We start from the raw sequence: 14,314 nt of genomic DNA, 5'->3' as shown, positions 1-14,314 counted from the left end.
TCCTCATACCGAAGCAGCAAATAAGTTGTTCTCGATCGAGGACGACAGCTGACGGCGACAGAAGTAAAGACAGTGAGAGAAGGGTGTCAGAGAGCGTCGTCAGGAGAGGTCGATACAGACGTTCTTCGTCTGGAGGTGTGACTCGAACGCGTACATACCCATCTCGCGCCCGATTCCGCTCTTCTTGTAGCCGCCGAACGGCGTCGCGGTCGAGCCGCCGAACCACTGGTTCACGTACACGGTTCCGGCCTCGATGTCACGCGAGAGTTGCAGCGCCGTATCGATATCCTGTGTGAAGACGCCGCTCGTGAGACCGAGTTCGATGTCGTTCGCGATCTCGACGGCCTCCGCTTGGTCCGAGAACGGGATCACACAGAGAACCGGCCCGAATATCTCCTCTTGGGCGATCGTCATATCGTTCTCGACGTCGGAGAAGACCGTCGGTTCGACGAAGTAGCCGTCTCGGTCCGGCGCGTCGCCGCCGGTTTCGAGCGTCGCGCCCTCGTCGATACCGGTCTGAATGTACTCCAGTACTTCCTCGAAGTGCGCCTCGTGATTGAGCGGGCCCATCTCCGGGTCGTCCATTCCGGCTCCGAGACTGTACTCCTCCGCGCGCTCGACGATCATCTCGACGAACTCGTCGTAGACGTCCTCGTGAACGACCGCTCTGTCCGCGGCCGCACAGATCTGTCCGGTGTTGCTGAAAATACCGATCTGAATCGCGCTGACGGCCTCCTCGAGGTCGGCGTCGGGCATGACGACCGCGGGGTTCTTGCCGCCGAGTTCGAGCGTGACGGGAGTGATGTTCTTCGCCGCGGACTCCATCACGGCTTGGCCCGTGGGGACGCTCCCGGTGAACGAGACGGTGTCGACGCCCTCGTGGCCCGAGAGCGCGGCACCGGGCTCGGTCGCACCGGTGACGACGTTGATGAGCCCGTCCGGAACGCCCGCCTCCTTGCAGACTTCCGCGAGGTGCAGCGGTGGAAGCGGCGTCGTCGGTGCGGGCTTGATCACGACTGCGTTGCCCGCAGCGAGCGCGGGGGCGATTCCCTGCGCCGCCAGATTCAGCGGCGTGTTCCACGGGATGATCTGCGCGCTCACGCCGTAGGGCTCCTCCATCGTGAAGTCGACGCCGTCCTCGCCGATCGGGATGCTGTCGCCCTGGATCTTGTCCGCCGCACCCGCATAGAAGTCGAACGTCCCCGCGGCTCCCTGAATCAACCGCTCCGAGTACGAAATCGGCTTTCCCTGATCTTTGGTCTCGATCTCCGCGAGCTCGTCGGCGTTCTCCCGCACCGCGTCAGCGACGTCGCGGAGGACCGCGCCGCGCTCGCTGGGGCGCTTCTTCTTCCACTCGAGTTGGGCGCGTTGGGCCGCTTCGACCGCGCGGTCGACGTCGGCCGCCGTCGCGGCCGCGTACCGCGCGATCGGTTCTTCGGTGGCGGGGTCTTCGGTCGTTCGATACTCCTCGTTCGCCGGCGCGACGCTCTCTCCGTCGATAAACAGCTCGTACTGTTGTTGCATTGTGAGTGACATTGGATACCACCAGTAGACCAGTCGTCGGTTGTCAACTAGACGCTGTGATTCCGGCTTCGGAGGTCAACCACATAACTCTGTTTGTGGGTTCACATCGAACAGCGGAGCGGTGGGAAATTCTGGCGGTGCTCGTCCCCCTCGATCCGGTGCGAAGGGACGGTAACCGACTGAGAAGGCCCTCATCACCGAGTCGGAGGTGGTGGCAAAAGTTATATGTCCTATTATTCAGTATACTTACGTATGGGACTTGTTACCCCTGGATCGGACACCGACGATGTCGAACAGAAGCCGCTGGTTCCCCGGGTCGACACGCTAGCTGGAAAGACGATCGGGCTGTATGACAACGGAAAGCCGGCGGCGGAGCCGCTTCTCACGGCCGTACAGGAGAAACTACAAGACCGATACCCCGACGCGACGTTCAGCTGGTATCACGTCGAGCACCTGAACCAGATCAAAAACGACGACGAGCAGGACGCCGTCGTCGAGTGGGCCGAGGGCGTCGACACGGCGATCGGTGCGATCGGCGACTGTGGCTCCTGCACGAAGTTCCTCGCGTGGGGCGTCGAACTGGTCGAGGACGCCGGAACGCCCGGCGTCGGCCTGATCGACGAGGGGTTCGAGCTCGACTACCAGTCGAACGCGATCGAGCGCGGTCGCCCGCTGCGATACAAGAAGACCCCCGTCCGCTGTGAGACGACGGATCTCGAACGGATCCGCGAAGAGGTCTCAGAGGACGTGATGGACGGCATCGAAGAAGAGCTGACTCGATCGCTGAACGACAAAGAACGCGCAGAACCGGTGGCGCAGTAACACACCGGTCCACGGACTTACGCTATGCCCGAACAATCCCAAGACGAGCAGTCGTTAGCAGAGATCAACAAGTCGCTGTATCGCGAGGGGATGACCGACGGCCTGCCGGTCATCCCGCCGACCGAAGAGCGAGTCGAGGAGATGCTCCGCGGGACCGAAAAGCCGCGAGAGCACGTCGTCGGCCGCCTCGGGAACAACGAGAACCCGCTTACGATCGAGCGCCTCGCCGCCAACGCGGTGATGGCGGGCTGTCTACCGATCTATATGCCCGTGCTCGAAGCGGGCGTTCGCGCGCTCGCGGATCCGAACTCCAACTCGATTCAGTTCTCCGTCAGCACCGGATCGTGGGCGTACCAGTGGATCGTGAACGGGCCCGTTCGGGAGATGCTCGACATCGAGAGCGGGTCGGGCGCGTTCGGACCGAGCTTCCACGCGAACCAGACGATCGCGCGAGCGCTCGGGATGGCCTACCGGAACACGGCGAAGATCTACCCCGGCGAGAAGGACATGGGCGTGATGGGCAACCCCGCGAAGTTCTCGATGCTCGCCGGCGAGAACGAGGAAGCGAGCCCGTGGGAACCCTACCACGTCACCCACGGCTACGACGCCGACGACAGCACGATCTCGCTGGCCGGACCGAACAGTTGGGTGCAGTGGCTCCCCAGCGAGAACACCGGCGAGCACGTCCTTCGTGGGATGATCGAGAACACCCCCTCGTCGATGCGGGCTAGTTCCGGCGAGGATCTCAACGTGACGATCACGCACGCGATCAACCCGTACAACGCCGAAGAACTCGAAAAGGAAGGCCTGAGCAAGCAGGAAATCAAGGAGTACATCGTCGAGAACTCCTATTACAAGACAAACGAGTTCACCCGGACGTTCGGCGGCGGTGAAAAGGTCCCGCCGCGACAGGTACAGCAGTACGCCGACGTCGACGCCGTCAAGGTGGCGACGATCGGGGGTCCCGGCCGCATCAACGCCATCTTCGGTAGTTCGATCGGCGGTCCGGTGACGAAGAAGATCGAGTTCCCCGACAACTGGGAGTCGCTGTTAGAGGAGTACTCGATCGAGGAGAACTGGGTGCCCACCGAGGGCTTCTACGAGTAAGAACGGCTCTCGACCATCGCTTTTTGCACAGTAAAGAAGTTCTCGCAGTGCAGTCGCGCCCGGAAACGGCGGCCACTACAGCCCGAAGCCACCGCGACGTCGCTCCGAAAGGTGAGCGCGCCCGCCTAGGGACAGACGAGGATCTTCCGCTCTTCTCTGTCCGGGTCCTGCAGCGCCTCGAATCCGTCTTCGACGACGTCGTCGATACCGATTCGGGAGGTGACGTACTTCTCGGCGTCGAGTTCGCCGGCGGCGAGCTGGCGGATCACCACGCCGTACTCTTCGGTGAGGCGCGGTCCGACGAGGTGGGACGTCGATCCGCTGACGGTCCGTTGGGCGCTGACGAGCAGTTGCGGATCGAACTCGACTTCGCCCCCGAAGACGCCGATGACCGTGGTGTGACCGTCGGCCTTCGTGGACTCGACGGCCTGCGACAGCGTCGCCCCGTGACCGACGGCCTCGAAGGCGACGTCGACGCCGGTGCCCGTCTCCTCGTGGATGCGTTCGGCGGGGTCCTCCTCAGTGGGGTCAATCAGCACGTCCGCACCGAAATCTTCGGCGATCTCACGGCGCGCGGCTTGGGGTTCCGAGACGTAGATCGGTGCCGCCCCCGACGATTTCGCCGAGCGAAGTGCGCCGAGGCCGATCGGACCCGCGCCGACGATCGCGACGCTGTCGCCGATCCCGACCGGGGACTGCCTGACGGCGTGTAGGCCCACGCTGACCGGTTGGGCGATCGCGGCGTCCGCGGGCGAGACGCCGTCGGGCAGCGGGATCGCGTTGTCCGCGCTCTCGACGACCTGCTCGGCGTACCCGCCCGGTCGCGCCGAGGTCGCGTTGAGGTCGCGACAGAGGTTGTACTTCCCCCGCTCGCAGCACCAACACTCCCCACAGGGCGTGTGCGGCCCGAGGACGACGTCGGTGCCGACCTCGATGTCGACGCCCTCGCCGGTCTCGGCGACGGTTCCGCCGATCTCGTGGCCCAGCGTGAGCGGGAGCGCACCCTCCTCGAAGTAGTTGTCGGCGTCCTCATAGAAGTGGAGGTCCGACCCGCAGATCCCGCAGGCGGCCACGTCGACGAGCACCTCGCCCGGGCCGGGCTCCGGCGCGTCGACCTCGTCGATACGAACGTCTTCTGTACCGTATAGTCTAGCTGCTTTCACAGCCCCAAGTTCGGACAAACAATATAAAAACGTTGAGGTGGATCCGAGCTCAGTCGGTCGTCAGATATACGATCCGACGAGCGTGGTGGAAACCTTTTTTGCCCGCGCTGTGGGATCTCCGGACGCAATTATGGCGCACGACGTGATTATCATCGGAACGGGGCCCGCGGGGTTGGCCGCCGGGGCGTACGCCGGCCGAAGCGGACTCGACACGCTGTTTTTCGAAGACGAGTCGATCGGTGGGGAACTCGTGAATCGACACGAGATTCGATCGTACCCCGGCTTTCCGGGCGGCGTCTCCGGGACGGAACTCCGCTCGAAGATGGTCGAAGAGGCGGAGAAGTACGACCCCGAAGTCAACTTGGAGCGAGTCGAGGGGATCGAACCCGGCGATCCGCACACGGTGCTGACCGACAGCGGCGAGTACGAGGCGGCCGTCGTCGTCGTCGCGACGGGCAGCAGCGACGGACGCCTCGACGTGCCGGGTGAGGAGGAGTACGAGGGTCGGGGGATCTTCTACTGCGCCACCTGCGACGGCCCGCTCTACCGCGACGAACGGATCGCGGTGGTCGGCGGGGGCAACCACGCCGCCATCGACGCGGTGTTTCTGACCGAGTACGCGAGCGAGGTGCTCCTGATCGACGAGGCGTCCGAACTGGCGGCCGACGAGGCGCTCGCCGACGAAGCGCGGTCCCATCCCGATATCGAGGTGCTGACCGGGACGGCGGTGACGGAGGTGCTCGGCAGCGACGGGCTCGTGACCGGCATCCGCGTCGAGAGCGAGGAGAACGAGTCAGACAGTGCGGTGGAAAACACGATCGAGGTCGGCGGCGTGAGCGTGAACACCGGCTCCGGACCGAACTCGGCGTTTCTCGACGGGACGGTCTCACTCGCCGAGGACGGCCGGGTCGCCGTCGACCAATCGATGGAAACGAGCGTCGGGGGCATCTTCGCCGCGGGCGACGTCAGAGAGGAAAGCCCGCTCGAAATCGCCGCGGCGGTCGGCGACGGTGTCACGGCGATCGAATCGGCGAAACGGTACGTCGCCCGCCGGGCCGAGTAACCAAGCGAGTCGAGATCGCGGCGAGCACAGACCCGTTCCGGCCACCAGCCTGCGTCGATGCGGTCAACAGTCGAATACACAGGTGCGTCGCATCGGAAGACAGACAGTCACGACTGCGCCGGCGTGTTCGGTGGTCTCACCGTTACGTTAAAATGGGAGTCACGCAACCGTCGCAGTATGGCGGATGTGTACGATCCGATCGAGACCCAGCCGTGGGACCAAGTTCTCGCCGAACACGAGCGATTGCTCCCGAAACAGATCGAGTATCTTCGGGAGCGCTCGGAGTTCTATCAGCGTCGGTTCGACGAGTGGGGAATCGATCCGGACGAACTCGACTCTCTCGAAGCGCTGCAAGCAGTTCCGTTCACGACGAAGCAGGACGAACGCGACTCCCAGCGAGACCCCGTCCCGGCGAGACCCCTCGGGGAGCACCAAGCGGCCCCCAAGTCCGCGCTCAACCGCACCATCTCGTCGTCCGGGACGACCGGCAAACCGACGTATTTCGGACTGACCGCGCAGGACCGACGGAACTGGAACACGGTCCAGAAACGGTCGTTCTACACCGTCGGCGTTCGTCCGGAAGACACCGTGCTCTTCGGGGCCGGGCAGACGATGATCACCGGCGGGACGCCGTATTTCGAGACGCTGACCAAACTCGGCGCGAACGTGGTTCCAGCGGGCGGCGAGAGCACCGAACGACTCCTCTCGGTCGCGCTGGACGTCCGACCCGACATCCTCTGGACCACAACGTCGCACATCCGGTATCTCTCGGAAAACGCCGAAGACATCGTCGGCGTCGAACCCGAGGACTTCGGGTTCGAGAAGGTAATCGGCGGTGCCGCGCCGGGCATCGCCAACCCGGAGATCAGAGACGAGTTCTACGACGTCTGGGACGTCTCACTCGTCCGCGAGGCGATGGGCCTCGGCGACGTCCTCGGGAGTATGTGGGCTGAATGCGCCGAAGAAGAGGGAATGCACTTCCACGCGCAGGGATTCGTCCACGTCGAGCTGATCGACCCCGAGAGCGGCGAGGTGAAACCGTTCGAGGAAGGCGCGGAGGGAGAGCTCGTGTACACGCACCTGCGCCGCGAGGCGACGCCGCTGCTGCGGTTCCGCTCCGGAGATTACGTCACCGTCACGGGCACCGACTGCGACTGTGGCCGGACCGCGCCGAAGATCCAAGTCGTCGGCCGTGCAGACGACATGCTCATCTACAAGGGAATGAACGTCTTCCCGTCAGCGATCCGCGACGTAATCTCCGACGTCGACGGCGTCGCGCCGCGGCTCCGCGTCGTCCTCCCCGAAGCGGACAAGGTGAACTTCGAGGAGCCGATCCCGATCGAGATCGCGCTGGAGCCCGCTTCCGATCGATCGGCGGCGGACGCCGCCGACGAAGTCGTCACCGAGGTCCGCGAGCAGCTGAAGGCGCGCGTCGACCCGACAGTCACCGATATCGACGACCTACCGGCCGGCGAGTACAAGACGAAACTCATCAAGCACGACGGCGAGTAGTCAGATTCCGTGGTCATACGCCGTCGCCACGGGGAACGACAGAAGAAGACGTACCTACTGCGACGCTTTCAGCAGATCCGCACCCTTCTCCGCGATGGCGATCGTCGGCGCGTTGGTGTTGCCGCTCGTGATCTGCGGCATCACCGACGCATCGATCACGCGGAGGTTGTTGAGGCCGTGGACGCGCAGATCGTCGTCGACGACCGAGCGATTGTCGTTTCCCATCTTCGCCGTACAGACGGGGTGGTAGCCGCTGACCGCGTTGTTACGGGCGTATTCGGCGATCTCCTCGTCCCTCTCGGCGTCGGGGCCGGGCGCGACCTCGACGTCGCGGAGTTCCGAGAGGACGTCGGAGCGGCCGATCTTTCGCGCCCACCGAATACAGTCGACGAAGTCGTCGACATCCTTCTCAGTCGAGAGATACGCGGGGTCGATCTTCGGGTGATCCCACGGATCGTCGGACTGTAACGTCACGCGGCCGCGACTCGTGGGACGGAGCGGGAGAGCCATCACCGAATAGCCGCGTTCGGGCTGTTCCGGCGAGAGCCCGGGAGAGATTCCGAACTGTATGTCCGGTGCCGGACGGTCCGGATCCGAGCGGGCGAACGCGCCGACGCTCACGCGATCGTACCGAGTCCCCTTATCGGAGGCTCCCGCGGGTTGTGGAACGGACTCGGTGGTGTCGAAGACCACGGGAACGCGGAGGTGATCCTGCAGGTTGCGGCCGACGCCGGGGAGGTCGACTTTGGCGTCAATACCGTGTTCGTCGAGATGGTCGGCCGGACCGATACCCGAGAGCATCAGGAGCTGTGGCGTCTGGATCGCGCCGGCGGAGACGACGACCTCGCCGCCGTCCCGGACGGACGCCTCGTGCCGTGACCACCCCTGTTTGTAGACGACACCGGTCGCGGTGTCGCTCTCGAAAGAGAGCTGTGTGACGTGTGCGGCCGTCTCCACGGTGAGGTTCGGCCGATCCAGAATCGGCTTGATGAATGCCGCCGCCGCACTGTGTCGGTGCCCGTCGTCGATCGTCGAGTGGTAGTAGCCGACGCCCGCCTGCTGTTCCCCGTTGAAATCCATATTCACGTCGAGGCCGACCGCCTCGGCCGCGTCGACGAACAGCCGATCGAGTTCGGTAGGGTCGGAGCCCCGCGAGACGGTTAGCGGGCCGTCAGTGCCGTGGTAGGCGTCGTCGCCATCGGCCGCCAGTGTCTCGGACTTCTTGAAGTACGGGAGCATCTCGTCGTAGCTCCAGCCGTCGTTCCCCTGATCGGCCCAGTTGTCGTAGTCGTAGGGATGCCCGCGGACGTACGCCATCCCGTTGATCACGCTCGACCCACCAAGGGCCTTCCCACGCGGCCAGTCGATGGACCGGCCGTTCATATCCGGTTGCGGTTCGGTCGCGAAGCTCCAGTCGAGGTCGGAGCCGAGCAGGTCCCAGACGCGCGTCGGATCTTTCACCATATCGCGGTCCTCCTCGGGCGTGCCTGACTCGAGCAGAAGGACGTCGACGGACTCGTCCTCGGTCAGTCGGTGGGCCAAGACACAGCCCGCGCTGCCGCCACCGACGATGATGTAGTCGTACATAACGGGTAGTCGTTCATTGCCGAAATATCCCTAATAATTTTTGGATACCGGCGTCTTCGGCGGTCGGCCGGTGGAAGCGGGCCGTATCGAGTGGGACGCTATCGACGACGCTCGCGTGTGTTTTTGATAATGACAATTGTTATTGTGTTACAACCGTCACAGGTAGACATGCCATCCGAAAAATCCGGCCGTCGGATCAAATCGGTCGATAAGACGCTTCAGATCCTCGATTACATCGCAGAGACCGGCCGCTGTAGCGTCTCGGAGATCGCTTCGCACGTCGGTCTCTCACCCGGAACAGTACACACGCACCTCACGACACTCAGGCACAGGGGGTTCGTTCAGCAGAAAGGCGAGCAGTACACGCTCGGAATGGAGTTCATTCCGTTCAGCGAGCGGGTTCGATACCAGACGCCGCTGTACCGGGCGGGCAAGGACGAAGTCGACAAATTGGCGCACGAACACGACGCCGTTGCCCACCTCGCGACGGAATACGACGGGAAGCTCCTGTTGCTCCACGAGACCTTCGGGAAGGACGCCGTCGGAAAGCAGATCCACATCGAGAAACGGAACCAACCGCAGGACCACATGCACTCGACGGCGGCGGGGAAGGTGATTCTCGCGTACATGCCCCGCGAGGAAGTCGACGAAATCGTCGAGCGGGTAGGTCTCCCCGCGTACACGTCGCACACGGTGACGACCAAGCAGTCACTCTACGAGGAACTAGACCGGATCCAAGAGCAGCGGTACGCGGTCAACGAGGAGGAAGTCGTTCACGGGAACAAAGGTATCGGAGCGCCGGTGCTCCACGACAACGGCGACGTCGCCGGCGCGATCAGCATCTCGGGCCCGGCCAACAACTGGCGAGACGTCCGCCTCGAAGAGGAACTCATCGAATCGGTCATCAGATCCGCGAACAACGTCGAAATCGAGATCCACACCGGCGAAAGTATACAGTGATTTGATGGAGTCAAATAGGACGATCTGGCAGTCCGCGAAGGGTATTACAAGAGTACGAGTGTAATGAATTGGCGGGAGTAGACAGGATAGCGGAAGCACACCCACCGGTATAAGCCAAAAAATAGTGATGTAAACAACTGATTCGGTGGCAGCTACGAGATGTCAGGAATATATGCGAAAAATACGCCGATCAAGGTATTTGCTATCTTCAAATGTAATTCGGGATAGTTACGGATCGGTCGGGGCGAGCATCTGCCAGTATAATGATAATATCTAAATATATATAAATTTTTTATATATCTAGATACAGATACACTAAGGAATGTTTCTGATCGGAGAACACAACCATAAAAAGAATTTTTCGCGTTATTACTTAGACATTCTATATTAGTATACAAAATATCCGATATCTGTATTGTGATATTTGAGATTATTTCTCAAATCTCGAGGTATTTTTCATACTAATCGGGATAATATACATATAGACGGCTGCCTTCGACGCCCGCGCACTCACTCGCCACGCGTACTATCGTGAGCCGCCGTCGATAGCGAGAACGCGAACACGACGAATTTCGAGACGGCGTTTGCGGCCGTTATTCGGCGACTCGTTCGATCGCTTCCGCGATGCGCGGCGGGTGAGGGATGTAGTAATCCTCCATCGAGAGCAGTGGTACCGGAATGTCGAAGCCGGTCACGCGCTCGATCGGCGCTTCGAGGTACATCAACACCTCGTCGTTGATCGTCGCGATGATCTCGCTGGCCCAGCCACCCGACTTGGGCGCTTCGTGGACGATGACGCACCGGCCGGTCTTTTTCACCGACTCGACGAGCGTCTCGCGATCCATCGGCGAGATCGTCCGCAGGTCGATCACCTCGGCGTCGACGTCGATCTTCTCGACGGCTTCGAGCGTTTTGTGCATCATCGCACCCCACGAGATCACGGTGACGTCCTCGCCCTCCTGACGAACGGCCGCCTCCCCGATCGGAACCTCGTAATCGTCGTCGGGGACGTCTTCGCGGATCGACCGGTAGACGTGTTTCGGCTCCATAAACAGCACCGGATCAGGGTCGCGAATCGACGCCTTGAGCAGCCCCTTCGTATCGTACGGCGTGCTCGGAATCACCACTTTCAGCCCGGGAACGTGCGCGTACGCCCCTTCGAGGCTCTCCGAATGGTGTTCGAGTGCGCGGATTCCAGCCCCGTAGGGCGTCCGGACGACGAGGGGGGCGCTCCACTCGCCGCGGGTCCGCCAGCGCATCCGGCTGGCGTGCGTCACGAGTTGGTCGAACGCCGGCGGGAGAAAGCCCGAGAACTGGATCTCCGCGACCGGACGGAGCCCGAACACCGCCAGCCCGACCGCGCCCCCGGCGATCGCGATCTCCGAGAGCGGCGTGTCCACCACTCGCGTTCCGCCGAATTTGTCTTTCAATCCCTCAGTCGCCCTGAACACACCGCCGGTCTCGGCGACGTCCTCGCCGAAGACCACGACGCGCTCGTCGCGATCCATCTCCTCCGTCAGCGCCATATTGATGGCGTTGATGATAGTTTCAGGCATAGATATCACCCCTTCGGTCGCCGCTCGATGTACTCTTCTAGCTCGTCCAGTTCGCTGAGGCTGCGTTCGAGTTCCCGCAGTTGGTCTTCGAGTTCGGGCGGCATCTCCTCGTAGAGGTAGACGAACAGCTCCTCGATGTCCCGCGGTCCGTACGCGTTCGCCGCTTCGATCGCCGCGTCGAACTCCTCGTCGACTTGGGCGACCATCGCCTCTTCGTCGACCTCGTCCCACAGGCCCTCGGATTTGAGGAACGCCTCGTAGCGCTCGATCGGATCCCGCTCCAGCCACGGTTCGACCTCGTCGCGATCGCGGTACTGCGTGGGATCGTCGCTCGTGGAGTGTCCCTCGCGACGGTAGGTGAGGCCCTCGAAGACGACCGGATTACCACTCAGCGCGAGTTCTCTCGCCTCGTTCATCGCGTGGTAGGTCGCGAGGACGTCGTTGCCGTCGACGCGAATGCCGTGAAGGCCGTAGCCGACGGCCCGTTGGGCGATCGAGTTGGCGTTCGTCTGCTTCTCGAACGGCGTCGAGATCGCCCACTGGTTGTTCTGACAGTAGAAGATCGCCGGGCAATTGAGCACTCCCGCGAAGTTCACCGCCTCGTGGAACGCGCCGGTGCTCGTCGCCCCGTCGCCGAAGTGCGCCGTGACGACCGCGTCGGTGTCGGTGATGTTCATCCCCCACCCGATACCGGTGACGACCGGGAGATACCCGCCGACCGAGATCCCGATCATACAGTTTCGCTGCGCGAGGAACTTCTGGGCGTCGTCGATGCCGCGCCAGAAGAGCAGAATGTCACGCAGCGAGACGCCTTTCATCAGCATCGCGCTCGTCTCGCGGCCCATCGCCAGCAGGTAGTCCTCGTCGTTGAGCGCGTACCCGCTGCCGACGATACTCGCTTCGTGGCCTCGGCTCGACCCGACGGTCCCCATCTCGCCGCGTCGCTGGAGGTTGATCATTCGCTCGGCGTACCGCTTCTCGACGAGCATCCACCGGTAGAGGTCGACGAACTCCTCGGTGGTGAGATCGGGGACGTCTTCCGGATCGTACTCGCCGTTTTCATCAATTATCTGATATTTCTTGACAGGAAGATCATCCTGCGTTATCCACGGGGCGTCGAGATCATCAGCCCCCTGTGAAGTGTTTTTAGTCATACGTCGTTCGGTCCGTATCCGTTGACTTATCGGGCTGATAATAAATATACCGAACGATTGGGTCGAACCCGTCAATGCAGTCGTGCGGTCTCCTAGTGGGTAAGCCGTGTTCGGCGTCTCACCCTCTCAGACCGGGTAAAAGGCTAAATGAATTCATCAGTGTACGTTCATACGAGATGAGAGAGATTACGGGACTCAGTGCGGAGACATCGAGAGCGCAGTTCGTGCCGGAGCCACCGCACAAAGCCGCGTTCCCGGTAGAGTGGTATCGATGATCGACGCTGCCGAAGAGCGGGTCATCGACTGTGACTGGCACTACCAAGACTCGTTCACGGAAGTCGCGGAGTACATGCCCGAACCGTGGCGCACGAAGTACAAAGACAGTTTTTGGGAGGAAACAGGCGTGACGCAGGCGCTCAGTTCCTTTTTCCCGACGTCGACGGGCGACAGGCAAAACTACGGGAAAGTCCTCCGAGAGCACTCGAACTACCCGGACGAACCCGAAGATCCCGAACGGGTGCGGGAAGGAATGGACTTTCTCGATATCGACGTCTCCCTCCAGATTTCGCATCTCATCCTCGCCACCGGTGGTATCAACGCGGACGACGAGCGGATACAGGCCTTCACTCGGGGATATATCGAGTACATGCTCGAGGAGGTGCTCGATCCCGACGAGGGCATCTACGGCCTCGCGCCGATTCCGTACGGCGACATCGACGCTTCCCTCGAAGTGCTCGAACGGGTGGAGGACGAGGAGACGTTCGTGGGCGCGTGTTTCGTCACGGCGGGGGCGAGTCCGCCGTTGGGTAATAGAAAATACGACCCGATCTACGAGCGCTGCGAGCAGATGGACTTCCCCGTCGTCTACCACACGGGCGGGTCCGGCCTCGACGAGTACGTCCGCGCGGGCTATCAGGAGATGATCGAGACCCACACACTGGGATTCTTAGAGTCGAATATGTCGCAGATCGTCAGCGTCGCCTGTCAGGGCGTCCCCGAGAAGTACCCCGACCTCGACATCGTCTTTATGGAATCGGGCGTCACCTACATTCCCGGCCTCGTCAGCCGTCTCGACGAGGAGTATCTCAAACGGCCCGAGGAGGCACCGCTGCTCGACACGCGTCCGAGCGAGTACATCACCGACTTCTACTTCGGTACGCAACCGCTCGAAATTTCGGCGCGCAACGACCTCTTGGAACTCTGCTTCGATATGATCGGCACGGACCGGCTGCTGTACGCGTCTGACTATCCGCACTGGGACTTCGACAGCCCCTCGGTCATCAACGACCTCCCGATGCTCGACGACGACGATCGGCGCGCGATTCTCTCCGGCAACGCCGAGGAGGTGTTCGGGGTATGAGCGCCGACGGACTCGTCGAAGTCGGCCCCGAATCGGAGTTCGAAGACGGCGACCACGCCATCGTCGAGGTCGGCCCCGCGGAAGTCGGCGTGATCAAAGCCGATGGCGAGTTCTACGCCCTGCGGAACCAGTGTCCCCACGACGGCGGCCCCGTCTGTCAGGGGAACGTCCAGCGCGAACTCGTCGGCGAGTTCACCGGGACGGGCGAGCGCGTCGACCAGTACTACAGCGACAACTGCATCGTCTCCTGTCCGTGGCACGGGTGGTCCTTCGATTTGGAGACGGGCAAGCACATCGGCGACGACCGGATCAGAGTCCCCACCTACGACGTCGTCGTCGAGGACGGAATCGTCTACGTCGACGGCGGCGACTGAGAGACCGTCATCGACTGACGGCAGCGACTGAGAAATCGTCGTCGTGGATCGCCGACGGATCGGACCGCGACCGACTCAGCATCGACCGGCAATCGTTTCGTTGGACAACCTACTTGTATCCGAGCGTCGACG

Annotated in this window: 12 protein-coding genes; 7 read left to right on the top strand and 5 right to left on the bottom strand. The window is 62.3% G+C overall.

Annotated elements, in window-relative coordinates; translation table 11 throughout:
* Positions 1-99 precede the first annotated feature (99 nt).
* Positions 100-1,536, bottom strand: coding sequence for an aldehyde dehydrogenase family protein (locus tag U5919_RS07625; RefSeq protein ID WP_345786333.1), 1,437 nt, complete (start codon positions 1,534-1,536; stop codon positions 100-102).
* Between the two features lie 240 nt (positions 1,537-1,776).
* On the opposite strand from U5919_RS07625, the gene U5919_RS07620 reads away from it, so the two are divergent.
* Complete coding sequence (locus tag U5919_RS07620) at positions 1,777-2,346, top strand: UGSC family (seleno)protein (RefSeq protein ID WP_336023251.1); 570 nt, start codon at positions 1,777-1,779, stop codon at positions 2,344-2,346.
* 24 nt (positions 2,347-2,370) lie between these two features.
* Positions 2,371-3,453, top strand: coding sequence for a hypothetical protein (locus U5919_RS07615; protein ID WP_336023249.1), 1,083 nt, complete (start codon positions 2,371-2,373; stop codon positions 3,451-3,453).
* Between the two features lie 125 nt (positions 3,454-3,578).
* Here U5919_RS07615 and U5919_RS07610 read toward each other — a convergent pair whose 3' ends face one another.
* Positions 3,579-4,616, bottom strand: a complete 1,038-nt coding sequence (locus U5919_RS07610) for a zinc-binding dehydrogenase (RefSeq protein ID WP_336023248.1) — start codon at positions 4,614-4,616, stop codon at positions 3,579-3,581.
* A 130-nt stretch (positions 4,617-4,746) separates the two neighbouring features.
* On the opposite strand from U5919_RS07610, the gene U5919_RS07605 reads away from it, so the two are divergent.
* On the top strand, positions 4,747-5,679 hold the full coding sequence (locus tag U5919_RS07605; protein ID WP_336023247.1) for an NAD(P)/FAD-dependent oxidoreductase: 933 nt from the start codon (positions 4,747-4,749) through the stop codon (positions 5,677-5,679).
* 177 nt (positions 5,680-5,856) lie between these two features.
* Complete coding sequence (locus U5919_RS07600; protein WP_336023246.1) at positions 5,857-7,191, top strand: phenylacetate--CoA ligase family protein; 1,335 nt, start codon at positions 5,857-5,859, stop codon at positions 7,189-7,191.
* 54 nt (positions 7,192-7,245) lie between these two features.
* On the opposite strand, the gene U5919_RS07595 is transcribed toward U5919_RS07600, so the two are convergent.
* Entirely contained in the window at positions 7,246-8,778 is a 1,533-nt protein-coding gene (locus U5919_RS07595) for a GMC family oxidoreductase (RefSeq protein WP_336023245.1), read from the bottom strand.
* Between the two features lie 168 nt (positions 8,779-8,946).
* On the opposite strand from U5919_RS07595, the gene U5919_RS07590 reads away from it, so the two are divergent.
* Entirely contained in the window at positions 8,947-9,738 is a 792-nt protein-coding gene (locus tag U5919_RS07590) for an IclR family transcriptional regulator (protein ID WP_336023244.1), read from the top strand.
* A 593-nt stretch (positions 9,739-10,331) separates the two neighbouring features.
* On the opposite strand, the gene U5919_RS07585 is transcribed toward U5919_RS07590, so the two are convergent.
* Positions 10,332-11,294, bottom strand: a complete 963-nt coding sequence (locus tag U5919_RS07585; protein ID WP_336023242.1) for an alpha-ketoacid dehydrogenase subunit beta — start codon at positions 11,292-11,294, stop codon at positions 10,332-10,334.
* Between the two features lie 5 nt (positions 11,295-11,299).
* Positions 11,300-12,448: a thiamine pyrophosphate-dependent enzyme gene (locus U5919_RS07580; protein ID WP_336023241.1), complete on the bottom strand. Its 1,149-nt coding sequence runs from the start codon at positions 12,446-12,448 to the stop codon at positions 11,300-11,302.
* Positions 12,449-12,719: 271 nt separating this feature from the next.
* On the opposite strand from U5919_RS07580, the gene U5919_RS07575 reads away from it, so the two are divergent.
* Together U5919_RS07575 and U5919_RS07570 are read left to right on the top strand one after the other, a co-directional pair.
* Complete coding sequence (locus U5919_RS07575) at positions 12,720-13,808, top strand: amidohydrolase family protein (protein ID WP_336023239.1); 1,089 nt, start codon at positions 12,720-12,722, stop codon at positions 13,806-13,808.
* The gene (locus U5919_RS07570; protein ID WP_336023238.1) at positions 13,805-14,182 is read left to right on the top strand and encodes a Rieske (2Fe-2S) protein; all 378 of its coding nucleotides are present in this window, start codon (positions 13,805-13,807) and stop codon (positions 14,180-14,182) included. Before U5919_RS07575 ends, U5919_RS07570 begins: the two co-directional genes overlap by 4 nt.
* Positions 14,183-14,314 lie beyond the last annotated feature (132 nt).

Origin of the sequence: Halobellus sp. LT62 (assembly GCF_037031285.1) — an archaeon.
Lineage (GTDB): Archaea > Halobacteriota > Halobacteria > Halobacteriales > Haloferacaceae > Haloquadratum > Haloquadratum salinisoli.
This window is presented reverse-complemented; position numbering and strand designations above follow the sequence as displayed.